We start from the raw sequence: 24,096 nt of genomic DNA on the forward strand, positions 1-24,096 counted from the left end.
GTGGTGACGATGACTGCGAGCACCCGGGTGGACGCGGAGCTGGTCCGCCGTGGGCTGGCCCGTTCGCGGCGGCACGCCGCTGAGCTCGTCGCGTCCGGTCGCGTGGCGGTGGCTGGCCGGGTGGTGGCCAAGCCGTCGTCGGCGGTGTCGGACGGCGAGGAGGTGTCCGTCGCGCCCGGCCCCGACCCGGAGCATGAGTTTGCCTCGCGCGCTGCCCTCAAGCTGGCCGGTGCGCTGGACGCCCTGGCCCGCGTGCCGGGCGGGCCGGTGGTCGAGGGCGCGTTCTGCGCGGATCTCGGGGCGTCGACGGGTGGCTTCACGGACGTGCTGCTACGCCGGGGTGCTGCCCACGTGATCGCGGTCGACGTGGGGCACGACCAGCTTGTGCCCGCGCTGCGCGGCGACGACCGGGTGACGGTCGTCGAGGGCTTCAACGTTCGTGACCTGACCCCGGGTGACCTCGCCCGGCTCCCGGATCTTGTTGTTGCCGACCTCTCGTTCATCTCCCTGACCGTGGTGCTGCCCGCGGTGGCGGGTGTGCTGCGCCCGGGCGCGCAGGCGCTGCTGATGGTCAAGCCGCAGTTCGAGGTCGGGCGCGAGCGACTGGGCAGCGGCGGCGTGGTGCGCGACTCGGCGCTGCACGCTGAGGCGGTGACGACGGTGGTGCGCGCGGCGGAGCGCCTGGGCCTGCGGGTGCGCGCGGTGGTGCCGAGCCCGCTGCCGGGGCCGAGCGGCAACCGCGAGTTCTTCGTGTGGCTGACGCCCGGCGCCGGCGCACCGTCGGTCGGTGCGCACGAGCAGGCGCTCGCGGACGCCGTCGCCGCCGCGGTGGCCTGGGACCCCACGCAGGGCGAGCCCGCGGACCGGCCTGGCCACCCGCCCGAGCCGCCGGCCGTCGTCGTGCAGGAACCGCAGCGCACTGCGGTGCAGGAACCGCAGAGCACCGAGTTGGACAACGGGCATAGCGGCGGGCAGTACACCGAGCAGATCAACGAGCACAAGGAGCGGCAACCGTGACCCGGCACGTCCTGATCGTGACCCATGGCGGACGCCCCCAGGCGGTCGCGGCGCTGGCGGAGGCCCTGCGCGAGCTGAAGGCGGCGGGCTTCGAGTACACGCTGCACGACGACGCGCTGGCCGAGGAATTCGGCGACCACATGGCGGCCAAGCGGGTCGCGGAGGGTGTGCACAACGCCGAGGCCGTGATGGTGCTCGGCGGCGACGGCACGATCCTGCGCGCCGCGGAGCTGACCCGCGGCACGGACGTGCCGCTGCTCGGCGTCAACCTGGGGCACGTCGGCTTTCTCGCCGAGTCGGAGCGGGAGGATCTGCGTGCCGCCGTGCAGCGGCTGGCCGCCCGCGACTACACGGTCGAGGAGCGCGCCACGGTCGAGGTGGCGGTCCACCTGCCCGGCACGGCGGAGCCCGTTGTGGGCTGGGCACTCAACGAGGCCACGGTCGAGAAGGCCACGCGTGACCGCATGCTCGAGGTGGCGATCGGGGTGGACGGCCGTCCGCTGCTGTCGTTCGGCTGCGACGGGGTGGTGATGTCGACTGCGACTGGCTCGACGGCGCACGCCTTCTCCGGGGGTGGCCCCGTGATCTGGCCCGACGTCGACGCCGTGCTCATGGTGCCGCTGTCGGCGCACGCGCTGTTCGCGCGGCCGCTCGTGATCGGCCCGCGGTCGCACTACACGGTCGACGTGCTGCCCCAGTCGACGGTCGAGGGAGTGCTGACCTGCGACGGGCGGCGGGAGATCAGGCTGCCCCGCGGTTCTCGCGTGGTGGTGCGCCAGGGCGGTACGGTGCGGCTCGCGCGACTGTCGAACGCGCCGTTCGGGGACCGCCTCGTGTCCAAGTTCAATCTGCCCGTATCGGGCTGGCGGGACCGTGTCGGGTCGGGGCATCCAGCTGCGCAGGATGTACGTTCTGACCCAGCCGACACCACACCAGAGAATTAAGGAGTCAGGTGCTCGAGGAGATCGCTATCGAGAACCTGGGCGTCATCCGCTCGGCCCGGGTACCCCTGTCGGACGGCCTGACCGTCATCACGGGTGAGACCGGAGCGGGCAAGACGATGGTGCTCACGGGGCTGAACCTGCTGATGGGGGCCAAGGCGGACCCGCAGTCGGTGCGCCCGGGTGCGTCGTCGGCGGCGGTCGAGGGCCGGGTGCGGGTCTCCGGTCGCGACGCCGTGCTGGACCGGGTCGACGAGGCGGGCGGCGAGGTGGAGGACGACGGGACCATCGTGATCCTGCGCACCATCGCCGACGGCCGCTCGCGTGCCCACCTGGGCGGCCGCGCCGTGCCGCAGGGTGTGCTCGCCGAGATCGCCGAGGACCTGTTCACCGTGCACGGCCAGTCCGACCAGCTGCGGCTGCGCACGTCGGCCAAGCAGCGCGACGCCCTGGACACGTTCGTCGGACCGGCTCACCAGCGGGTGCTGGCCGGCTACCGCGCGTCGTGGGGCGAACGCGGCGGTCTGCTGGCCGAGATCGCGGACCTGGAGGCGCGCAGCGCCGAACGGTCACGGGAGGTGGAGCTGCTGCGCATCGGCCTCGAAGAGATCGAGCGGGTCGACCCGGTGCCGGGTGAGGACGCCGAGCTGCTGGCCCTGATCGAGCGGCTCTCCAACGCGGAGGGGCTGCGTACCGCGGCCACCGAGGCGCACGAGGCGGTGGCCGGCGAGGACGCCGACGGCGCACGGGAGAACGCGATAGCGCTCGTGGAGCGGGCGCGGCGTGCCCTGGACTCCGCCGCGCAGTCCGACGCAGCGCTCGGTGTGCTCGCCACCCGGTTCGCCGAGGTGGGCTACCTGCTGTCCGACGTCGCTACCGACGTCGCGGCGTACGTGGACGACCTGCAGGCGGACCCGGCCGGGCTGGAGACGGCACACAACCGCATGGCGGAGCTGAACGCCCTGACCCGCTCCTACGGCGAGACCATCGACGACGTGCTGCAGTGGGCCAGCGACGCGGGCCTGCGCCTGCTCGACCTGGACGACGGCGGAGACCGCCTCGTCTCGATGCGCGACCGTGTGGCGGAGCTGGACGGCGAGCTGTCCCGGCTGGCGGAGATCCTCACCGCCGAGCGCACCCGCGGGGCGTCCCAGCTGGCCGACGCCGTGACCAACGAGCTGCACGGCCTTGCGATGGCCGGCGCTCACCTCGTGGTCTCGGTCGAACGGCTCGACCAGCCGGGCCCGTTCGGCGCGGACCAGGTCACGTTCCTGCTCGTGCCGCACCCGGGCGCGCCGGAGCGGCCGCTCGGCAAGGGCGCGTCCGGCGGTGAGCTCTCGCGCGTGATGCTCGCGCTCGAGGTCGCCCTGGCGACGTCGGGCGGCGCGGCGGCGGCCCGCACCGCCGACACCCCGCGCAGCACGTTCGTGTTCGACGAGGTCGACGCCGGTGTCGGCGGGCGGGCCGCCGTCGAGGTGGGCCGCCGGCTGGCGCAGCTGGGCCGCAGCACGCAGGTGGTAGTGGTGACGCACCTGGCCCAGGTCGCGGCGTTCGCGGACGCCCACCTCGTGGTCACCAAGAGCTCCGACGGCGACGACGGGTCCGCCGACGGCGAGGACGGCATGATCACGGTGACCGGCGTGCGCGAGGTCACTGCGGACGCCCGGGTCCGCGAGCTGGCGCGCATGCTGTCCGGCCAGGACGACTCGGAGACCGCCCGTACCCACGCGCTGGAGCTCCTGGAGTCCTCGGTCGTGGGACGATAGACGGGATGAAACTGATCTCCCGACCCGAGAAGCGCGCCGAGAGGGGCGCGGCGAAGGCTGCCGCAGCGCAGTCCCTGGCGCTCACGCCGGCCGTTGCGCACGGCCCTGCCCGGATCGGGGCGCGCACCAAGGAGCTCACGTCCAGGCTCAACCACGGCGACGTCGCCGTGATCGACCACGTGGACATCGACCGGGTCGCCGCGGACGCGCTCGTGTCCGCAGCGCCGGTCGCGGTGCTGAACGCCGCCCCGTCCACCTCCGGCCGGTACCCGAACACGGGCCCGAACATCCTGGTCGACGCCGGGATCCTCCTGGTGGACGACCTCGGTCCGTCGGTCATGACGATCGACGAGCACTCCGACATCGAGATCGTGGGCGGCGAGATCGTCGTCGACGGCGTGGTCGTGGCCAAGGGCACGTTCCAGACGCCGGCGACGGTGGCCGAGAACATGGCCGCCGCGCGCGAGGGGCTGTCCGCCGAGATCGAGCGGTTCGCCGAGAACACCATGACGTACCTGCGCCGCGAGCGGGACCTCCTGCTCGACGGCGTGGGTGTGCCCGACATCCGCACCCCCATCGACGGCAGGCACGTGCTGATCGTGGTGCGCGGCTACCACTACCGGGAGGACCTGGCGCAGCTGCGGTCCTACATCCGGGAGAACTCGCCGGTGCTGATCGGTGTGGACGGCGGCGCGGACGCGATCATCGACGCCGGCTGGCAGCCCGACATGATCGTGGGCGACATGGACTCCGTGTCCGACCGCGCGCTGGCCTGCGGCGCGGAGATCGTGGTGCACGCCTACCGCGACGGCAAGGCGCCCGGGCTGGAACGCGTCAAGGCGCTCGGCGTGGACCCCGTCGTCTTTCCCGCCACCGGGACCAGCGAGGACATCACGATGCTGCTGGCCGACGACAAGGGCGCCGAGCTCATCGTCGCCGTCGGCACCCACGCCACGCTCGTGGAGTTCCTCGACAAGGGGCGCTCGGGCATGGCCTCGACCTTCCTCACCCGGCTGCGGGTCGGTGGCAAGCTCGTGGACGCCAAGGGTGTGTCGCGGCTGTACCGTACTCGGATCTCGAACACCCAGCTCACGCTGCTGTCGGGCGCGGGCGTCGCGGCGGTGCTCGCGGCACTCGCCTCGACATCGGCCGGGCAGACCTTCTTCGGACTGATCGGGGCGCGCTTCGACGACGTCGTGTCCTGGATCAGCAACCTGTTCGGCGGCTGAGGGCTTCAGGACGCTCCTGGACCTTCCTGCCGCCCCGACCTGATGCCGGGCTCTCACTGCCCGGGACATGCTTAAGGACTCCTCCGTACCGTGATCGACTTCCGATACCACCTCGTCTCGCTCATCTCTGTCTTCCTCGCCCTCGCCGTCGGCATCATCCTCGGTGCCGGGCCCCTGCAGGGCGCGATCGGGGAGACGCTGACGGAACAGGTGGACGCGCTGCGTGCCGAGCGCACCGATCTGCGCACCGAGCTGGACGCCACGCAGAGCGCGCTCGACGGCGACGAGCTCTACATCGAGGCCGTGGGCACGGGGTTGGTGACCGGGTCGCTCGAGGGCACCCGTGTCGCAGTCGTGCAGCTCGGTGAGGTCTCGGCCGACGTGCACGACGGCGTGATGAGCCAGCTCGGCACCGCCGGCGCGACGATAGTGGCCGAGCCCACCCTCACGGAGGCCTGGAACGACCCCGACGAGGAGTCGTTACGCGAGACCGTCGCCGAGGGCCTGCGCGCCAACCTCGGCGCGGCCGCACCCGAGGGCGACGACGCGAACACCGTGCTCGGCGCCGCGCTCGCCGTTGCGCTCACGGGTAGCGACGGCGGCACCGGCCGCAGCTCGCAGGCCATCGACCTCGCGGAGCAGCTGGAGCGGATCGGCTACATCGAGGCGGGCGACGAGGAGCAGACCGAGGCCGCGCAGGCGCTGGTGCTGCTCGTGGGCCCGGCCGGGCAGCCGCAGGAGACGGCCGCCGGCGCGACCGAGGAGGCCGAACCGACCCCCGACGTATGGACCGGCGTGGCGCGCGCCGCCCAGGAGGTCTCCGGCGCGGCTGTGCTCGCCGGACCGACCGACAACCCCGGCGACGCCGTACAGGCGGTGCGGGACGACGACGAGATCGCCGCCGAGGTGACCACCGTCAGCGGCATCGACCGGCTCCTGGGCCGGATCAACGTGCCGCTCGCGGTCGCGGCCCGGCTGACCGGCGTCGTGGGCCAGTACGGCGTCGAGGAAGACGCGACAGCGGTGCTCCCGCCCGTCGACTAGGCAGGGCCGCGACCCGGAGCACGGACCCGAAGAACCGACACAGACCGAGGGGTAATCATGGGTGCAGGCAGGTTCATCGCCGCGGGCATCGTCGCAGGAGCCGTCACGGTGCTCGCGCGCCGCAAGCTCGACCAGAAGGTCGCCGAGGGCGCCCTGGGCGGCGCCAAGACGTGGACCCGGACCAATCACCGCGGCGAGCCGATCAGCCTGCTGGAGGGCCCGGCGGTCGCCGCGGGCCTGGTGGCCGGCGCGGCGGTCGGCGGCGGCAACGCCCCGGGCGCGACGGCGTTCGCCACGGCCGCCGCGGGCGCCTTCGGCCTGGTCGACGACCTCACCGAGGACACCTCGGAGCGCACCAAGGGCCTCAAGGGTCACCTCGGCGCGCTGCTGGAGGGCCGCCTGACCACCGGCGGGCTCAAGGTGCTCGGCATCTCCGGCTCCGCGCTCCTGGCAGCGGCCGTGGGCACGCGTCGCACGGGCAGCGCCTTCGGCCACCTGGTCGACGTCGGCCTCAACGGCGCGCTCATCGCCGGGACCGCGAACCTGGTCAACCTCTTCGACCTGCGCCCGGGCCGGGCGCTCAAGGTCGGCGCGGCGGCGAGCCTGCCGTTCGCGCTCGGCGGCGCGGGCGCCACCGGGGCCGTGCTGGGCGCCGCGGCCGCGGCCGCCCCCGGCGACCTGGGGGAGCAGGACATGCTGGGCGACGGCGGCGCCAACGCCCTCGGCGCGCTGGTCGGCAGCCAGATCGCGTTCGGCGCGCCCCGCGCGGTGCGGTGGGCGGCGCTCGCGGGCGTCGTCGGGCTCATGCTGGCCTCGGAGAAGGTCAGCTTCTCGAAGGTCATCGCCGGGAACGAATGGCTGAACAAGGTAGACATGCTCGGCCGGCGACCGGCCGCGGACCAGGCAGACCCGGCAGACCACGCAGACCAGGCGGCCGAGCCCGCCGCGGTGCCGGACCCGGCCCCGGTCAGCTCGCCGAGCGGGGTGCGCTCGACACCCGCCTCCGAGCCCATGGCCTCCCCGGGCGCGTGAACCGCGTCGGAACCCTGGCGAGCGCGGCGCTGCTCGTCACTGTCGTCACCCTTGCCAGCCGTGTGGTCGGCTTCGGCCGTTGGCTCGGGCAGGGCGCCTGGCTCGGGTCCGACGGCGTCGGGACGGTCTTCAACTCCGCCAACCAGCTGCCCAACCTGCTGTTCGAGGTGGCCGCCGGTGGTGCGCTAGCGGGCGCCGTCGTGCCGCTGCTGGCCGGGCCGCTGGCGCGCGCCGCCTTCACCGCGGACGGCACTGCCGCCTCGAAGGAGCAGACGTCGCGGATCGCCTCCGCGCTGCTGGGCTGGACGCTGGTCGTGCTGGTGCCGCTGGCCGCCCTCATGGCGCTGCTCGCGCGCCCGATCATCGGCCTGACCGGACTGACCGACCCGGTGCACGTGGACGTCGCCACGGGCTTCCTGCGGGTCTTCGCCGTCCAGGTGCCCCTCTACGGCCTCGCGGTCGTGCTGGGCGGCATCCTGCAGGCGCACAAGCGGTTCTTCTGGCCCACGTTCGCGCCGCTCGTCTCCAGCCTCGTGGTCATCGTGGTCTACGCGGTCTTCGGCGCGCTCGCGCACGGCGACCAGCAGGACGTCGCCGCGCTGTCGGCCCGGGCGCTGGACTGGCTCGCGTGGGGCACCACGGTCGGCGTCCTGTTCCTGGCGCTGCCGCTCATCGTGCCCGTGTGGCGCACCGGGCTGCGGCTGCGGCCCACCCTGCGGTTCCCCGACGGCGAGGGGCCGCGCGCGGCACGCCTGGCGTTCGCGGGCGTCGGCGCCCTGGTCGCCCAGCAGCTGTCGGTCTTCCTGACGCTGCGCGCGGCCAACGCGGCGGGCGGCGACGGCACGCTGTCGGTCTACCTGTACGCCCAGCAGGTCTACCTGCTGCCCTACGCGGTGCTGGCATTCCCCATCGCGACCAGCGCGTTCCCGCACTTCGCGGAGCACGCGTCGGCCGGCCGCACGGACGAGCTGCGCGCGCTGGTCGCGCGCACCACCCGCACCCTGCTGCTCGTGACGACCCTCGGTGTGGCCGCGCTGATCGCCGCGGCCCCGTTCGTGGAGCGGGTCTTCGACCTCATCGTGCTCGGGGACGCCCCCGGCCTGGCCGCCGGGCTCGTCTTCATGGCCCCGGGCCTGATCGGGTTCGCGCTGATCCTGCACCTGTCGCGGGTGCTGTACGCCGTCGACCACGGGCGGGCCGCCGTGATCGCCACCGCCAGCGGGTGGGGCGTGTCCGCGATCGGCGCGGCGCTCGTGCCGCTGCTGTTCGCCGGCGGTGGGGCCGGGGCGGGCTGCGCCGGGCCGCTGTGCTCGGGTTTTCCGCTGCGGACCGAGGTCATGGCGGTGCTCGGGGCGGTCGGCACGGTGGGTATGGTCGTGGCCGGGATCGGGCTGCTCCTGGCTGTCCGCAGGCACCTCGGCCCCGACGCGCTGGGCGGGGTCTGGCGGGCGCTCGGTGTGCTGGTCCTGGCGGGCGCCGTCGGCGCCGTCGTCGGGCTCGGGGCGTTCGCCCGGCTGTACTTGCCAGTGGGCTTCCTGTGGTCCTCGACCGGGCAGCCGGTCCGCGCGCCCGAGATCGAGTTCGACGGCGGCCGGTTCGCCGCCGACCTCGGCCTCGGCCTCGCCGCCGGGCTGCTGGCCGCGCTCGTCGCGCTCGTGGTCGCCGTGCTGCTCGACGGCGACCTGCGCGCCGCCGTCGGGCCGCGGCTGCGGAATCTCGGGAGGAAGTTCTCCCGAAGCGCCTGATCTACCGAGCGCAACTGCCCCCGCAGGGGCAGACTCGACCGGAACGTACCGACAAACCCCGAGTGAATTTCGGGTGTGCTCGTGGTTACACCACGAGCGCGCCGTACCTCGGATAGGATGGAGTTCCGTGGTCGAACACCGAAGCAATCTCCAGTCCCGTCATCGGTCCGGCGGCTCTACGCCGACCAAGCACATCTTCGTCACCGGTGGTGTGGCGTCCTCACTCGGCAAGGGGCTGACGGCGTCGTCACTCGGCCGCCTGCTCCGCTCGCGCGGCCTGCGCGTCACCATGCAGAAGCTGGATCCGTACCTCAACGTGGATCCCGGCACCATGAACCCGTTCCAGCACGGCGAGGTCTTCGTCACCGAGGACGGTGCCGAGACCGACCTGGACATCGGGCACTACGAGCGCTTCCTCGACATCGAGCTGCCCGCCTCGTCCAACGTGACGACCGGCCAGGTGTACTCGCGGGTCATCGCCAAGGAGCGCCGCGGTGAGTACCTGGGCGACACCGTGCAGGTCATCCCGCACATCACCGACGAGATCAAGTTCCGGATGCGCGAGCAGGCCTCCGATGACGTCGACGTGATCATCACCGAGATCGGTGGCACCGTCGGCGACATCGAGTCGCAGCCCTTCCTGGAGTCCGCGCGCCAGGTGCGGCACGAGCTCGGCCGCGACCACGTGTTCTTCCTGCACGTCTCGCTGGTGCCGTACATCGGCCCGTCCGGCGAGCTCAAGACGAAGCCGACCCAGCACTCCGTGGCCGCGCTGCGCACGGTCGGCATCCAGCCGGACGCGATAGTGCTGCGCTCCGACCGCGTGGTGCCGCAGGGCATCAAGAACAAGATCGCGCTCATGTGCGACGTCGACAACGAGGCAGTGATCAACTGCGCCGACGCGCCGTCGATCTACGACATCCCGCGGGTCATCCACTCCGAGGGCCTGGACGCCTACGTGGTGCGCCGCCTCGGCATGCCGTTCCACGACGTCGACTGGGACGGCTGGAGCCGGCTCCTGGAGCGCGTGCACGAGCCGGAGCACAGCGTCGAGGTCGCGCTGGTCGGCAAGTACATCGACCTGCCCGACGCGTACCTGTCGGTGACGGAGGCGCTGCGCGCCGGTGGCTTCGCGAACGACGCCAAGGTGTCGATCCGCTGGGTAGCGGCCGACGACTGCCAGACGCCGGAGGGCGCCCGGTCGTCCCTCGAAGGCGTCGACGCCGTGCTGGTGCCCGGCGGGTTCGGCGTGCGCGGCATCGACGGCAAGGTCGGGGCGCTGCAGTGGGCGCGCGAGAACCTGGTGCCGACCCTCGGGATCTGCCTCGGCCTGCAGTCGATGGTCATCGAGTACGCGCGCAACGTGCTGGGCTGGACGGACGCGTCGTCCACCGAGTTCCACCCGACCAGCAGCCACCCCGTCGTGGCGACCATGGTCGAGCAGAAGGCGATAGTCGACGGCGACGGCGACCTCGGCGGCACCATGCGCCTGGGCGCCTACCCGGCGCAGCTGACCGCCGGCTCCGTGGTGGCCAAGGCGTACGGCGGCGAGCGGGTGTCCGAGCGGCACCGGCACCGCTACGAGGTGAACAACGCCTACCGCGCCGAGCTGGAGGAGGCGGGCCTGCTGATCTCCGGCACGTCGCCCGACTCGTCGCTCGTCGAGTTCGTCGAGCTCCAGGCCGACCTGCACCCGTACTACGTAGCCACGCAGGCGCACCCCGAGTTCAAGTCGCGGCCCACGCGCGCACACCCGCTGTTCGCGGGCCTGATCGCGGCCGCGCTCGAGAAGCGCGCCTGATGGTCACCGACGAGGTCACGGACGTCATCGACCCGCGTCCCACCCGGCGCCTCGACGTCCCCTTCCAGGGCCTGATCGTGGACATGGTCTCCGACGAGGTCGACCTGGGTGAGGCCGGCGGCATCGTGCGCCGCGAGTACGTGGACCACCCGGGCGCGGTGGTAGTGGTGGCGCTGGACGACGACGGCGCCGTGCTGCTTCTGCGCCAGTACCGGCACCCGGTCGGAGCCTTCCTCTGGGAGGCGCCCGCCGGCCTGCTCGACCTGGACGGCGAGGAGCCGCACATCGCGGCGGCCCGCGAGCTGGCCGAGGAAGCGGACGTGCACGCCGGCTCCTGGGACGTGCTGCTGGACCTGCTGCCCACCCCGGGCGGCAGCAACGAGGCCATCCGCATCTACCTGGCGCGGGACCTCACCCCCGTGCCCGACGGCGAGCGGCACACCCGCGAGGCCGAGGAGGCCGACATGGTGGTGGTGCCGGTGCCGCTGGAGGAGGCGGCCGCGATGGCGCTCGCGGGCCGGCTGCACAATGCTGCGACGGTCTCGGGTGTGCTCGCGGCGGCGATCGGTCAGGCCTCGGACTGGGCGACGCTGCGCCCCGTCGACAGTCCCTGGGAGTTCCGCAAGAGCTGACTTCGGTCGGTTGCCCGATCGCGTTCGCGACTTCGGTCCCTTGCTCTGACATCGGTCGGTTGATTGACCGATGTCAGAGCAACTGACCGAAGTCATGGGCACTCCCGTGCGAGCGACCGAAGTCGCAGGTAGTGCCGAGCGGCGAGTGTCGGTGGGTGGCGCTAGCGTGTGCCCCTACAGCGACATGTCGGACATGTCCCAGGGAGGGCGCTCGCGATGACTGGCACCGAGGCTAAGAGCGAGACCAAGACCGAGCCGGTGGGTTCGGGGACTACGTCGCGCCGGCGGATGCCGGCCTGGCTCGCCGGGATCATCGGCTTCCTGGTCGGGCTGGCGCTTGCCGCCGGGGCGGTGGTGGGTGTGCTGTCGGTGCTGCGCGACGACTTCCGGGACGCGTTCTGGCAGGTGCTGCGTGAGGGGCTCAATCCGTTCACGACCAGCGAGGTCGACCGGTCGGAGACCCCGGTGCTGCTCAGCATGCGGGACCTGGCGCGGTTCGTGGCGAGCGAGGCGCAGTACGAGGTGCTCGTCGACCTGGAGACGGACGTCAGGTACCTGCCCGACTGGCTGGCGGGGGAGCGCACGGTGCTCGCCGTGAACGGCTCGGTCGAGGCGTACGTGGACTTCACGGGCCTCACCGAGGACGCGATCAGCATCTCGGACGACGGCGCCACGGTGTCCGTCACCCTGCCGGAGCCGGAGCTCGCCGAGCCCCGCATCGACTTCGACGCCAGCCGCGCGCTCACGGAGGACCGCGGACTGGTCGACCGGGTCGGCGACTTCTTCGACACCGACACCGATGCCCGGCAGGAGGCGCTGGCCGCGGCGCAGGAGCAGATCTCGGCGGCCGCGGCGGATTCTGACCTGGACGAACGCGCCCGGACCAACACCGTCAACACCCTTGAGGCGATGTTGTCCTCGTTGGGATACGACCAGGTGGAGGTCGAGTTCAGGTAAGCGGCGAAGTTCGCTTACCAGGCGTGTCATAACGAAGTCACAGGGCTGCGCTATTCTCCCCGCGTGACCAGCGAACCCGACATGCTTCCCAACGTATCGTCCCTACCCGCCTGGCTTGTCCCGTCGGTCTACCTCAACTGGTCCGAGGACTGGTTGGGTGAGGCGGTCGCCATCGCGAGCCGCAGCCACGAGCACCGCCTGCCCGGCGGGGCGGACGGCCCGCAGCGCGGCGACGTCGTCGTCACCGTCGTGGGCTCCGAACCGGGCATCGTCGCCGCGGTCGAGCTCATGGGCGCCAGCCAGGGCGAGGACTGGGTCAGTGACGAGGTGTTCGGCCCGGACAAGCCTGTGGTCTGGGACGACCTCTTCAACGGCGCCGCGGCCTACGCGCGGTCCTCCGGCTGGCTGCCGCAGGAGCACGCGCGCCTGGTGCTCGACGGCATCGCCCACCAGTACAAGCACGGCGCCACCGGCACGCTCGACGCGGGCAACTGCGAGACCGACGAGCTGTCGCCCAACCTGCACGTCCTGCGCCTGCTGGGACACAAGCAGGTGGCTGGCGCCGACCTGCGCCGCGAGGAGCGCTGCGCCACGTGCGAGCGGTTCGTCGACGTCATGCAGCTCCACCCGCACGACGACGGCGCCCACGCCGGCGAGACCGGCGAGCGGCCGCTGGCCGAGCTCATCCAGCAGACCTTCCTGCTGTGCGTGCCGTGCCACGCGCTGCTGCACCCGCACGCGGTGCAGTCGCAGCGGGCGCTGATGCGCCCGTCGTGCCCGTCGTGCGGTCAGCGCGGCGCCACCAAGCGCATCGTGTGGGGCCAGGAGACCAACGACAGCATGAAGCTGGAGCCGGACGTCGTGTACGGCGGCTTCGACACCCCGGTCCCGACGCCGGACTGGTACTGCCCCGAGTGCCACGCCAACTTCTCCGCGGGTGCGGTGGCGCAGCGCACGCTGGGCGACCTGCCGGAGCCCGGGCCGGTGCCCGTACCCGTGCCGGTTGGTGCCGGCCCGGTGGGCACGCCCCCGGACGGCGAGGACCTCTGGGTCCCGGAGGTCTGAGCTTCTCCGCATAGCTGGACGATGTCCGCTTCCACCCAGCGATCAGGCCCGAAACCATCGAGAGTTTCGGGCCTGATCGCTAGGTAGAGCGGACATTCGTCTGCGCGCGGTAGCGTCCCCCGGTGTGGAGACATCATGAGTAGGGATGCCGTTGTTGTCGGGGCCGGGATCGCTGGGCTGACCGCGGCCAACGCGTTGCTGCGCTGCGGGTGGGACGTGCGGGTGCTGGAGCGCTCGCCCGAGCCGCGCACCACGGGCGCGGGCATCGTGCTGATGGCCAACGCGCTGCGCGGCCTCGACGCGGCCGGAGTGGGCGACGCGGTGCGAGCCGTCGGGCAGCGGGCATTTCCCGGCACGTTGCGTAACGGCGCCGGACGTGCGCTGGTGCGGGTCTCGCCGGAGGAGATCGCGGCCCGGCTCGGCACCGTGGCCATCGCCTTCCACCGGCCCCGGCTCCAGGACGCGTTGCTGGACGCGCTCGGCGCCGTCGTCACCTACGGCGCCCCGGTGCTCGCGGTCGATCCGGGCGACGACGCCCGGCCCGCCACGCTCACCCTGGAGGACGGCTCCACCCTCACGGCAGACCTGGTGGTTGCCGCCGACGGCGTCCGGTCGCGGCTGCGCGCCGCCGTCGCCCCGGAGGCCGCGGAGCCGGTCTACGTCGGGTCCACGACCTGGCTCGCCGTGCTCGACAACCCCGGGATCACCGAGATGTCCCAGACCTGGGGGCCGGGCGGTGAGGTCGGCCTGATCGCGCTCGGCGACGGTCAGCTGTACTGGTACGCGACGCAGGTCGGGCCCGCGGGCCGGCCCACGGGCGACCCGGTCGCCGACCTGGCCGCGGCCCAGACGGCGTTCGCCGGCTGGCACGACCCGATCCCGGCGGTGCTGGCCGCGACGCCGCCCGAGCGGGTGCAGCAGCTCGACCTCTACGGGTTCCCCGCGCCGATCCCGCGGATGGTGCGCGGCCGGGTCGCGCTGGCCGGCGACGCCGCGCACGCCATGCCGCCGAACGTGGGCCAGGGCGGCGGGCAGGGCATCGAGGACGCAGTGGTCCTGGCGGCGTCGGTCTCGGGTGCGGACTCCGTGGTCGAGGGTCTGGCTGCCTACGACCGGGTCCGCCGCCCTCGGACCGCCGGCGTGCTGCGTGCGGCCTGGGCGAGCGCCCGGTTCGGCGAGCAGCTGGCCAACCCGGCGCTCGTCGGGCTGCGCAACGCGGCGCTGACCGTGGTTCCGGGACGGGTCATGCTGGGCGCCATGTCGCGCTTCACCAACTGGACGCCGCCCCTGCTGCCGGCGGCCCGGTGAGCGACAACCGCCCAACTGACTAGCCGTACCGACTCTGCCGAATCAGTTCCACGGTCGGACCACCCAACTGACTAGCCGTACCGACTCTGCCGAGTCAGTTCCATGGTCGGACCACCCTCCTGACTCGGCCCAGATACTCGGCCGAGTCAGTTGCGTGGTCCCGTGTCAGCGACACCGCCTAGAGTGGCGCGCATGCTCCACGTCACCTCCGCGCAGGGGCCCGGAGTGCTCCAGGACCCGCATGCGGTGGCGGTGCTCGGCCCGGTCGCCGTGCTGTCCGACGCCGGTCCGGTCGCCCCGCGCGGCACCCGCGCCGCCGCGCTGGTCGCGCTGCTGGCGCTGGCCGCGCCCCGTGCGGTGCCGGTCTCGGCCCTGATCGACGCGCTGTGGGCGGACGACCTGCCCGCAAACCCGCGTGCCGCACTCCAGAGCCTCGTCTCGCGGCTGCGGTCGTTGGGTCCGGACGTGGTGCGATCCACGCCAGCCGGGTACGCGCTCGGCGGCCCGAGCGACCTGGACCACGCCCGAGCGGCGTTGGTGCGGGCGAGGGAGCTGTTGGATTCCGGGTCCGAGCCGCGGGACGGCGCAAATGCGGCTGTCCCGCTCGCCGCTGAGGCATCCGCCCCGCTCGACGCCGTCAAGGCGTCGGTCCCGCTCGACGCCGCTGAGGCGGCCGCCCTGCTCGACGCCGCCCTCGCGCTGTGGCGCGGCGAACCCGGCGACGGGCTGGACGACGCCGCACCGGGCATCACGGCCGACCTCCAGGAGACCGCCGGGCGGCTGCACGGTGAGCTGACCGGCCTGCGCCGTCGGGCCGCCCTCGCAGTGGGGGACCACACGACGGTGACCAGCCTCGCGACCGAGGCCCTGGCCGCGAACCCCCTCGACGAGGACGCGGCACGTGACCTCATGACCGCCCTCGCCCAGGCGGGGCGACCGGAGGAGGCCGTGCGGGTCTACGGGCGGCTGCGGCACGCCCTGGTCGCCGAGCTGGGCACCGACCCCGCGCCCGACCTGGTGGCACTGCACGCGCGGATCGCCCAGGCTGCTCTGCCCCCGCAGTCCCCGGACGGCGCATCCGGTACCGACCGACCGGCCGACGTCGGGCAAACAAGCCCCGGCCGACCAGGCACCGGCCGCTTCGTGCGCGGCCTGCGCGCCGCCACCACGCCGCTGATCGGGCGTGCGGACGACGTGCGCGCCGTCGTCGGGGAGCTCGCCCGGCACCGGGCCGTGACGATCCTCGGCGCGGGCGGCCTCGGCAAGACCCGCCTGGCCCAGGAGGTGGCGCGCACGGTCGCCGAGGATCGGGCGACGGCGTCCGGCCCGCTCGGTGGGCTGTCGATAGCGGTCGCCGAGCTGGCGGGTGTGCGTACCGACGACGACGTCGCGCTGGCCATCGCCGACGCCCTCGGTGTCTCGTCGGCGGCAGGCTCCGCACGGCTCTCCGACCGCGTGCTGGCCGGCGACCTGCACGACCGCATCGTGGAGCGCGCCCGGACCGCCCGGACCCTCCTGCTGCTGGACAACTGCGAGCACGTGGCCGACGGCGCCGCCCGCTGGGCGGACGTCCTGCTCTCCGCCGCACCCGGGCTCCGGATCCTGGCCACCAGCCGCGCCCCACTGCAGGTCCCGGCAGAGCAGGTGTACCCGCTGCCCCCGCTGGCCTCCCGGCACGCAGCGCACGCGGCGCACGGCGCGCACCCGGCGCGCACACCCGACGCGGGGAGCACGCGCGGCCCGGCCGTCGAGCTGTTCCGCCAGCGGGCGCTCGCGGCCCGCCCTGCCGCCCAGCTGCCCGACGACGTCGTCGCCCGCCTCTGCGACCGGCTCGACGGCCTGCCGCTCGCGATCGAGCTGGCCGCCGCCCGCGTGCGCACGCTTTCCGTGGAGGAGATCGAGCGACACCTCGACGCACGGTTCGCCCTGCTGCGCGGCGGCGACCGGACCGTACCCGACCGGCACCGCACGCTGGAGGCGGTGATCGAGTGGAGCTGGAACCTGCTGGAGCGCTCGCAGCAAGAGCTCTGGCGCCGCGTGTCCGTGCTGCCCGACGGGCTCTCCGCCCAGGCGGCGGCCGCGCTGGGGCGGCTCGGGAGCGCCGCCGCGCCGCCGGGCGGCGACGCCCCGCTCGACGTGCTCGACGACATCGACGGGCTGGTGGTGCAGTCCCTGCTCGTCGTCGAGCAGCGCGTCGAGAACGGCGGCCCCGCACCCGTGCGCTACCGCATGCTGGAGACCGTGCGCGAGTTCGGCCTGCTGCGTCTCGCGGAGGCGGGCGAGGAGGACGCCGTCCGCGATGCGCTGCTCGACTGGGCCAAGGCCGTCTCCCGGCACTCCACCGCCCGGATGCTCGGGCACGATCAGGTCGCCGTGCTCGCCGACCTGCGCCGCGAGCACGAGAACCTGCTGTTCGCCCTCCGCACGGCGGGGCGCTCCGGGCGTCCGGACGTCGTGGTCCACGGGTACGTGGCCCTCGGCGGGGCGTGGACCCTGCGGGGTGCGGAGGAGCGCGCGGCCGACCTGGCACCCGCCGTGCTCGACGCCGTCACCGGCCGGGTGGTCCCGCCCGCCGACGCCGACGCCACCGCCCTGGCGCTCGCCTACGCGGCAGCGACCACCGCGTTCTCCGGGTCGGCGGCGAACCTGCGCGCGCTGGGCCGGCTGCGGCGCGTGCTGCGCGACCATGGGGACGCGGTCAGCTACCGGACCCGCGCGGTCGCGAGCATGCTGCTGGCCCCCACACTGGAGACCGTCGCAGAGCTCAGCGAGTCGGCCGACCCGCTCGTCGCGTTCCTCAGCCACCTCGCCGCCTCCCAGGAGGCGGAGAACGCGGGGCGGCTCGACGAGGCCCTGGCCGACGCGGAGCACGCCTTCCACGTGGCCCAGGGCATCGGCGACGTCGCCTGTCCCGCCGGGGCCGCCATGATCCTCGCGGGCGTGGCGAGCGAGGTCGGCGACACCCGGACGGCTTCCCGCTGGTCGGGTCTCGCCCGCGCCGGGCTGACGGCGCTCGCCGCCGACGGGGCGCTGCGGCAGCTCGACTGGGTCGACCTCAACGCCGCCCTCGACCGCGGTGACCTGGCGGAGGCCGCGCGGGTCTGCGAGCGCCTCGACCAGGCGGGTTCGCATGCTGACGAGTCCGACCGTGGCGGCGCCGAGTCGCTGGCGGTCGCCGGGGTGGGACGCGCCGAGATCGCCTTCGCGCGCGGCGAGGTGGCAGAGGCGCTGGCCCGGTACGAGGGGGCGGTCGGCGTCTTCGCCGGCCGGCCGGGTGTGCGTGCGGGGGAGGCCGTGGGCCAGGGGTACGACGTCGGGGTGTGGATCGCTGCGGAGCCCGGACAGGACCCGGACCCGTCGGCGCCCTGGGCGGTGATCCTGGGGGCGGCGTGGGCGGTGCGGCTCGTCGGCGCGGGGCAGGACGTGCGGGCCGGTCAGGTGGCCGACGTCGTGCGGCGTCGGGCCGTGCGGCTGTACCGGGACTGGATGCGGAACATCGCCGACCACCCGGTGCTCGGCACCGTGTGCCTCGGGGTGGGGGCGGTGCTGGCCCTGGGCGAGCCGCAGCCCGGCGTCGGGCGGCCGGAGCCGGAGCGCGGCCTGGAGCTGCTGGCGCTGGCGGAGGTGATGGGCTCCCGGCAGGACCTGCAGGCGTTGCGCCGCGAGCCGGTCTTCGCGGCTGCGGCCGAGCGGTTCGGGGCTGCGGCGGTGGCGGATGCGCGGGCCGGGGCGGCCGCCGTCGACCGCACGATCCTGGCCGAGCACGTGCTGACGACGCTGGAGCGCCTGGACCGGTAGTCCAGGCGCTCCGAGGTGTGGCGGGGGTGCGTCAGGCCTTGCGCAGGTAGCTGCGGACGGCGATCGGGGCGAAGACCGCCACGACTATCGCCGCGCTGAGCAGCGTCCAGCCGACGTCGGCGGTGACCACACCCTCGTTCGCGAGGGAGCGCACGGCGGACACGAGGTGGGACACCGGGTTGACGTTGACGAACGCCTGCATCCAGCCCGGCAGGGTGTCGACGGAGACGAAGGCGTTGGACAGGAACGTCAGCGGGAACAGGACCATGAACGAGACGCCCTGCACAAACGTGGCCGAGCGGGCGATCACGCCGATGTAGGCGAAGATCCAGCTCAGCGCCCATGCGCAGACGACGACCAGCAGCCCGGCGAGCACAACGCCGCCGAACCCGCCGCCGGGACGCCAGCCCATGACGAGGCCGGTGAGGAACGTGATGGTCGTCGCGACGAGGTACCGCACCGTGTCGGCGAGCAGGGCGCCGGCGAGCGGCGCGATGCGGGCGATCGGCAGGGAGCGGAACCGGTCGAACACCCCCTTGTCCATGTCCTCGCGGAGCTGGACGCCGGTGACCACGGAGGCCGTGATGACGGTCTGCGCCAGGATGCCGGGGATGATCAGCGGCAGGTAGGCGCCGACGCTGCCGGAGACGGCGCCGCCGAACAGGTAGGTGAACATCAGCGTGAAGATGATGGGCTGGATGGTCACGTCGATGAGCTGCTCCGGTGTGTGCCGGACCTTGAGCAGGCCGCGGTAGGCCATCGTGACGGACTGCGAGACGGTGGCGGCGAGGCCGATCCGGTCGGGCTGGATGGTCGTCGTGTGGGCCACGGGGCTGAATGTGGCGGTGGTCATGCGGTCACCTTCTCGGTGTGGTTCTGGGTGCTGCCGGGGGCGGCGGGGGCGTCGTCGGACGCCGGGCGCCCGGTGAGACTCAGGAAGACCTCGTCCAGGGTCGGCTTGTCGAGGCTGACCGACGAGATCGGCACGTCGGCGTCGCGGAACCGGACCAGCAGGTCGGCGACGGCCTCGGCGTGGGGGACCGGCACCGTGATGCGCAGTCCTTCGGGGGCGACTGCGCCCGCGGCGCCGAACACCTGCTGCACGAGGCTGAGTGCGGTGCCGAGGTCGCTCGGCTCGGCGATGCCGACCTGGAGGGACTGGGCGCCGACGGTGGCCTTGAGCTCGTCGGCGGTGCCCTCGGCGACGACCTGGCCGCGGTCGATGACGGCGATGCGGTCGGCGAGCTGGTCGGCCTCGTCGAGGTACTGGGTGGTGAGCAGCACGGTGGAGCCGTCGGCGACCAGGCGGCGGATCGTGTCCCACATCTGGTTACGGGTGCGGGGGTCGAGGCCAGTGGTGGGCTCGTCCAGGAAGATGAGCGGCGGCCGGGCGATCAGGCTCGCGGCCAGGTCGAGCCGGCGGCGCATGCCGCCGGAGTAGTTGCGCAGGGGTCGCTTGGCGGCCTCGGTCAGGGAGAACTCCTCCAGGAGCTCCGCGGACTTGGCCCGCGCGGCGCGGGGGGACAGACCGAGCAGGCGCCCGAAGACGACCAGGTTCTCGGTGGCGCTCAGCGTCTCGTCGACCGACGCGTACTGGCCGGTCACTCCGATCAGGGAGCGGACGGCGGCGCCTTCGCGGGCCACGTCGTGGCCGAAGATCCGCGCCTCGCCGGCGTCGGGCCGCAGCAGCGTGGCGAGCATGCGGATGGTAGTGGTCTTTCCGGCACCGTTCGGTCCGAGCACCCCGTAGACGGTGCCGGTGCGGACGGTGAGGTCGACGCCGTCCACGGCACGGTTGTCGCCGAAGATCTTGACGAGGCCCTGTGCCTCGATCGCGTTCGTGTTCATGGCCCCAGCGTGCGCGGGGCTGCTCGCACGGGACTGTCAGGGCGCTGTCACGGGGCATGCACCCGTGACGGGCTCAGCGCAACCGAGCTCAGCGCAGCCGCGTCGTCAGCCACACGCGGGTGGTGCCCGCGATCAGCACGGCGGCGCCGATCATGTGCAGCCCCACGAGCAGCTCGGGCAGGTCGGTGAAGTACTGCACGTACCCGATCAGGCCCTGCGCCAGCGTGATGCCGAGCAGGATCAGCGCGGCCCGCCGCACCGGGGTCGGGCCGCGGCGCACGGCGACCAGGTAGACGACCAGGACCGCCAGGAACGCCCACACCGCCGTCGCGTGCAGCCTGGTCAGCAGCGCCGGGTCGATGGCGATCCGGTAGCCCACCTCGGCGTCGCCGCTGTGCGGGCCGGCGCTGGTGGTGAGCACACCGAGAATCACGACGACGGCGGTCAGGCCGGCCAGCGCCCAGGCCAGGCCGCGGACGCGCGGCGTCACGACAAGGGTCGGGGACTGGTCGCCCTCGCCATGCCGGTGCAGCACGTAGAGGGACGCGGCCACCAGAGCGCCCGAGACGCCGAAGTGCAGGGAGACCCAGCCCGGGTGCAGGTCCAGCAGCACCACCACACCGCCGATCACGGCCTGCGCCAGCACACCCACGATCGGCACCAGGCCGAGCATCCGGTACGACCGCGACCGGCTGAGGTCCGTGCACACCGCGATCGCGAGCAGGATCGCGATGACCGACAGCACACCCGTCAGCGTGCGGTTCCCGAACTCGATGTACGGGTGCAGGGTCGTCGCCTCGTGGAACTGCGGCGTGAAGCTCCCCGGCTCGCACTGCGGCCACGTGGAGCAGCCCAGGCCCGACTCGGTCAGGCGCACGGCGCCACCGGTCCCGATGATGCCGATCTGGCCCACCAGGTTCGCGACGAGGATCGCGCGGGTCCAGTGGCGGAAGCGGTCGACACGTCCGGCGAGCGCGGCGAACCAGGAGGTAGGTGCGGCGGTTGCGGTCACGGCTCCACGCTAGTGCCCGACGACGGCGTCGCACGCCGTGCGAGGCCCTGACCGGGTGTGATCCTTGCCCGGGTGCCGCCCCGGGCGCCGCCCCCGGGCGCCGTCCCCGGCACCGCACAGACGTCAGGCGCTCAGGCCACCGAGGTGACCTGAGCGCCTGACGTCTGCTTAGACCGGCTGGATCGTCAGTAGCCGATGATGCTCAGCAGCCGGTTGGGCGAACCGGTGCCGGGGTTGGTCACGACGCCCGTCGTCGCGGCGTTGTTCAGTGCCGTGCCGACCTGGGCCGGAGTGAATCCGGGGTTGGCGGTGAGCACGAGCGCCGCGGCGCCCGCCACGTGCGGCGTGGCCATCGAGGTACCGCTGATGGTGTTGCTGGCGGTGGTGCTGGTGTACCAGGCCGACGTGATGGCGCTGCCCGGAGCGAAGATGTCCACGCAGGTGCCGATGTTCGAGTACGAGGCACGGGCGTCCGTGTTCGTGGTGGCACCGACCGTGATCGCCGTCGGGGTCGAGGCAGGCGAACGGGTGCAGGCGTTGGTGCCCGTCTCGTTGCCGGCGGCGACCGCGTAGGTGACACCGTCCGCGACGGACCTGGTGACGGCGTCGTTCAGGGCCTGCGAGAACCCGCCACCGAGCGACATGTTGGCCACGGCCGGCTGGCCGGCGGCGTGGTCGGCGGTCACCCAGTCGATACCGGCGATCACACCAGCGTTGGTGCCGCCCCCGGTGCAGCCGAGCACGCGGACCGCGACGAGGGTGACGTTCTTGGCGACGCCGTAGGACGTTCCGCCCACGGTGCCCGCGACGTGCGTGCCGTGTCCGTTGCAGTCCGTGGCGTTGGCGTCGTTGTCCACGGTGTCTCGGCCGTGGACCGCGCGGCCGCCGAAGTCCTGGTGCGTGGTCAGGATGCCCGTGTCGATGATGTACGCCCGCACCCCGGTGCCCGTGCCCGTGTACGTGTACGAGTTGTTGAGCGGCAGCGCCCGCTGGTCGATGCGGTCCAGGCCCCAGGAGGGCACCGGTGCCTGCGTGGCGCTCGCCGTCACGACCCGGTCCTGCTCGACGTACGCGACCGACGGGTCGGCTTCGAGCCGCTTGGCCTCGGCCGCGGACATCGTCGCCGAGAACCCGCGCACCGCGTTGGTGTACGAGTGCTCGACCTCGCCGCCGTACTCCTGCACGAGGCTGCTGGCCGCGCTCCGGACCTGCGTCTTGGCCACGTCGTCGTTGTTGAGCACGACGATGTACGAGTCCTCGACTGCTGCGCCGGCGACCGGCGCGGGTGCCTGCGCCAGCGGCGCCGACGCCATCGCCGCTGTGGCTGGTGCCGCCGCGAGGATGATTGCGATACCGGTGCCGACGATCAGTCGACGGCGGTTGCTGTGGATGGTCACGCTGCCCCCCTGGGGTATGGGTTTGTAGGTGACCCGAACCCTAAATCGGCAATTTAGACCCGCATACCCTACAAAAAGGTAATACTCTCCTCATATGGTGGTTTGGGTAGGTGTTTACCCGAATGGGCCCAAGTGTCTGTGCGGCGCCGGACCGTAGACGTATCAACCCCTCAGGCCACTGAAAGCGGCCTGAGGGGTTGACCTGCGCGAAGGCTGCCGACCCTCAGAGACCGCTGACGTTCAGCAGCAGGTTCGGCGAGCCGGCACCCACGTCGGTCACGACGTCGGACAGGGCCGCACCCGTCAGGGTGTCGCTGACCTCGGCCGGTGTGGCAGCGGGGTTGGCGCTGAGCACGAGCGCCGCGGCACCCGTGACGTGCGGCGTGGCCATCGAGGTGCCGCTGTAGGTGCCGGTCGCGGTGTTGCTCGTGTACCAGGCCGACGTGATGTCGCTGCCCGGCGCGAAGATGTCCAGGCAGGTGCCGATGTTCGAGTACGAAGCGCGGGCGTCCGTGTTCGTGGTGGCACCGACCGTCATCGCCGTCGGGGTGGAGGCGGGCGAGACCTCGCAGGCGTCTGCGCCGCTGCCGTTGCCGGCGGCCAGCGCGAAGGTGACGCCGTCGGCGACGGCCGCCGACACGGCGTCGTTCAGGGCCTGCGAGAACCCGCCACCGAGCGACATGTTGGCCACTGCCGGCTCGCCGGCGGCGTGGTCGGCGGTCACCCAGTCGACGCCGGCGATGACGCCGTCGTAGGTGCCCGAGCCGGCGCAGTCCAGGACGCGGACCGCGACGAGCGAGACGTCCTTGGCGACGCCGTAGGCCGAGCCGCCGACGGTGCCCGCTACGTGCGTGCCGTGCCCCATGCAGTCCGTGGCGTCGTCGTCACCATCGACTGTGTCGGTGCCGCTGACCGCGCGACCGCCGAAGTCCTCGTGCGTCGTCAGGATGCCCGTGTCGAGGATGTACGCCGTCACCCCGGCGCCCGAGCTCGTGTACGTGTACGAGTTGTCGAGCGGCAGGCCCTCCTGGTCGATCCGGTCCAGGCCCCAGGACGGGACGGGCGTCTGCGTGTCCGCCGCCGTCATCACGCGGTTCTGCTCCACGTAGGCGACCGACGGGTCGGCCGCGAGCTGCTCGGCGTCGGCCGCGGACATCGTCGCGGAGAAGCCACGTACCGCGTTGGTGTACGAGCGGTCCACCTCGCCGCCGTACTCCTGCACGAGGCTGCTGGCCGTGCTCCTGACCTCTGCCTTGGCGACGTCGGCGTCCTTGAGGACCACGATGTAAGAGTCCTCGACGACCGCTCCGGCGACCGGCGCGGCGGCCGGGGCCCCGTTCGGCGGCGTCGATGCCATGGCCGCAGCGGCTGGGGCCGCGGCAAGAAGGATAACGATTCCGACGCCGACGACGAGCCGACGGGGGTTGCTGGGTGTGGAAGTCACGCTGCCTCCTGGGTATAGGTGAAATGAACACTAAATGGCTTCATTTCACCCGACAACCCT

General features: G+C 72.9%; 18 protein-coding genes. 13 read left to right on the forward strand and 5 right to left on the reverse strand.

Annotation, left to right across the window (positions count from 1 at the left end; all coding sequences use genetic code 11):
- Nucleotides 1–9 precede the first annotated feature (9 nt).
- From AB1046_RS02090 to AB1046_RS02150, 13 genes are all read left to right on the forward strand, one after another.
- Entirely contained in the window at nucleotides 10–1,017 is a 1,008-nt protein-coding gene (locus AB1046_RS02090) for a TlyA family RNA methyltransferase (RefSeq protein ID WP_369372128.1), read from the forward strand.
- Nucleotides 1,014–1,961, forward strand: coding sequence for an NAD kinase (locus tag AB1046_RS02095; protein WP_369372129.1), 948 nt, complete (start codon nucleotides 1,014–1,016; stop codon nucleotides 1,959–1,961). The genes AB1046_RS02090 and AB1046_RS02095 overlap by 4 nt, the downstream gene beginning before the upstream one ends.
- An 8-nt stretch (nucleotides 1,962–1,969) precedes the next feature.
- Nucleotides 1,970–3,724 carry a DNA repair protein RecN gene (gene recN, locus AB1046_RS02100; protein WP_369372130.1) on the forward strand — a complete coding sequence of 585 codons (1,755 nt, stop codon included), beginning with the start codon at nucleotides 1,970–1,972 and terminating at the stop codon, nucleotides 3,722–3,724.
- Nucleotides 3,725–3,729: 5 nt separating this feature from the next.
- Nucleotides 3,730–4,953, forward strand: coding sequence for a putative cytokinetic ring protein SteA (gene steA / locus AB1046_RS02105; protein ID WP_369372131.1), 1,224 nt, complete (start codon nucleotides 3,730–3,732; stop codon nucleotides 4,951–4,953).
- A 90-nt stretch (nucleotides 4,954–5,043) separates the two neighbouring features.
- A complete protein-coding gene (locus AB1046_RS02110) occupies nucleotides 5,044–5,997 on the forward strand; it encodes a copper transporter (protein WP_369372132.1) in 954 nt (317 codons plus the stop codon).
- A 57-nt stretch (nucleotides 5,998–6,054) separates the two neighbouring features.
- Nucleotides 6,055–7,029, forward strand: a complete 975-nt coding sequence (locus AB1046_RS02115; RefSeq protein ID WP_369372133.1) for a hypothetical protein — start codon at nucleotides 6,055–6,057, stop codon at nucleotides 7,027–7,029.
- Complete coding sequence (murJ, locus tag AB1046_RS02120; protein WP_369372134.1) at nucleotides 7,026–8,774, forward strand: murein biosynthesis integral membrane protein MurJ; 1,749 nt, start codon at nucleotides 7,026–7,028, stop codon at nucleotides 8,772–8,774. The genes AB1046_RS02115 and murJ overlap by 4 nt, the downstream gene beginning before the upstream one ends.
- A 127-nt stretch (nucleotides 8,775–8,901) precedes the next feature.
- Nucleotides 8,902–10,575, forward strand: coding sequence for a CTP synthase (locus AB1046_RS02125; protein ID WP_369372135.1), 1,674 nt, complete (start codon nucleotides 8,902–8,904; stop codon nucleotides 10,573–10,575).
- Nucleotides 10,575–11,207 carry an NUDIX domain-containing protein gene (locus tag AB1046_RS02130; RefSeq protein WP_369372136.1) on the forward strand — a complete coding sequence of 211 codons (633 nt, stop codon included), beginning with the start codon at nucleotides 10,575–10,577 and terminating at the stop codon, nucleotides 11,205–11,207. The genes AB1046_RS02125 and AB1046_RS02130 overlap by 1 nt, the downstream gene beginning before the upstream one ends.
- A 216-nt stretch (nucleotides 11,208–11,423) precedes the next feature.
- Nucleotides 11,424–12,164, forward strand: a complete 741-nt coding sequence (locus tag AB1046_RS02135) for a DUF4230 domain-containing protein (RefSeq protein WP_369372137.1) — start codon at nucleotides 11,424–11,426, stop codon at nucleotides 12,162–12,164.
- A 63-nt stretch (nucleotides 12,165–12,227) separates the two neighbouring features.
- Nucleotides 12,228–13,229 carry a hypothetical protein gene (locus tag AB1046_RS02140; RefSeq protein ID WP_369372138.1) on the forward strand — a complete coding sequence of 334 codons (1,002 nt, stop codon included), beginning with the start codon at nucleotides 12,228–12,230 and terminating at the stop codon, nucleotides 13,227–13,229.
- A gap of 135 nt (nucleotides 13,230–13,364) precedes the next feature.
- Nucleotides 13,365–14,537, forward strand: a complete 1,173-nt coding sequence (locus AB1046_RS02145) for an FAD-dependent oxidoreductase (protein WP_369372139.1) — start codon at nucleotides 13,365–13,367, stop codon at nucleotides 14,535–14,537.
- A 192-nt stretch (nucleotides 14,538–14,729) separates the two neighbouring features.
- Complete coding sequence (locus tag AB1046_RS02150) at nucleotides 14,730–18,335, forward strand: BTAD domain-containing putative transcriptional regulator (protein WP_369372140.1); 3,606 nt, start codon at nucleotides 14,730–14,732, stop codon at nucleotides 18,333–18,335.
- A gap of 31 nt (nucleotides 18,336–18,366) precedes the next feature.
- Here the strand turns inward: AB1046_RS02150 and AB1046_RS02155 are convergent, their stop codons facing one another.
- From AB1046_RS02155 to AB1046_RS02175, 5 genes are all read right to left on the reverse strand, one after another.
- Complete coding sequence (locus tag AB1046_RS02155) at nucleotides 18,367–19,188, reverse strand: ABC transporter permease (protein ID WP_369372141.1); 822 nt, start codon at nucleotides 19,186–19,188, stop codon at nucleotides 18,367–18,369.
- Entirely contained in the window at nucleotides 19,185–20,183 is a 999-nt protein-coding gene (locus AB1046_RS02160; protein ID WP_369372142.1) for an ATP-binding cassette domain-containing protein, read from the reverse strand. The genes AB1046_RS02155 and AB1046_RS02160 overlap by 4 nt, the downstream gene beginning before the upstream one ends.
- 88 nt (nucleotides 20,184–20,271) lie before the next feature.
- Nucleotides 20,272–21,195 (reverse strand): heme A synthase, encoded by a 924-nt coding sequence (locus tag AB1046_RS02165; protein ID WP_369372143.1) that lies wholly within the window; start codon nucleotides 21,193–21,195, stop codon nucleotides 20,272–20,274.
- A 185-nt stretch (nucleotides 21,196–21,380) separates the two neighbouring features.
- Entirely contained in the window at nucleotides 21,381–22,592 is a 1,212-nt protein-coding gene (locus AB1046_RS02170; RefSeq protein WP_369372144.1) for a S8 family peptidase, read from the reverse strand.
- A gap of 223 nt (nucleotides 22,593–22,815) precedes the next feature.
- Nucleotides 22,816–24,036 (reverse strand): S8 family peptidase, encoded by a 1,221-nt coding sequence (locus AB1046_RS02175; RefSeq protein WP_369372145.1) that lies wholly within the window; start codon nucleotides 24,034–24,036, stop codon nucleotides 22,816–22,818.
- Nucleotides 24,037–24,096 lie beyond the last annotated feature (60 nt).

This window comes from Promicromonospora sp. Populi, from assembly GCF_041081105.1.
Lineage (GTDB): Bacteria > Actinomycetota > Actinomycetes > Actinomycetales > Cellulomonadaceae > Promicromonospora.

Bases quoted from the DNA above. Each gene is read 5' to 3' on its own strand.
- AB1046_RS02090 (WP_369372128.1), top strand. From the start codon at position 10: ATGACTGCGAGCACCCGGGTGGACGCGGAGCTGGTCCGCCGTGGGCTG.
- AB1046_RS02130 (WP_369372136.1), top strand. From the start codon at position 10,575: ATGGTCACCGACGAGGTCACGGACGTCATCGACCCGCGTCCCACCCGG.
- AB1046_RS02145 (WP_369372139.1), top strand. From the start codon at position 13,365: ATGAGTAGGGATGCCGTTGTTGTCGGGGCCGGGATCGCTGGGCTGACC.
- AB1046_RS02155 (WP_369372141.1), bottom strand. From the start codon at position 19,188: ATGACCACCGCCACATTCAGCCCCGTGGCCCACACGACGACCATCCAG.
- AB1046_RS02115 (WP_369372133.1), top strand. From the start codon at position 6,055: ATGGGTGCAGGCAGGTTCATCGCCGCGGGCATCGTCGCAGGAGCCGTC.
- AB1046_RS02135 (WP_369372137.1), top strand. From the start codon at position 11,424: ATGACTGGCACCGAGGCTAAGAGCGAGACCAAGACCGAGCCGGTGGGT.
- AB1046_RS02160 (WP_369372142.1), bottom strand. From the start codon at position 20,183: ATGAACACGAACGCGATCGAGGCACAGGGCCTCGTCAAGATCTTCGGC.
- steA (WP_369372131.1), top strand. From the start codon at position 3,730: ATGAAACTGATCTCCCGACCCGAGAAGCGCGCCGAGAGGGGCGCGGCG.
- AB1046_RS02150 (WP_369372140.1), top strand. From the start codon at position 14,730: ATGCTCCACGTCACCTCCGCGCAGGGGCCCGGAGTGCTCCAGGACCCG.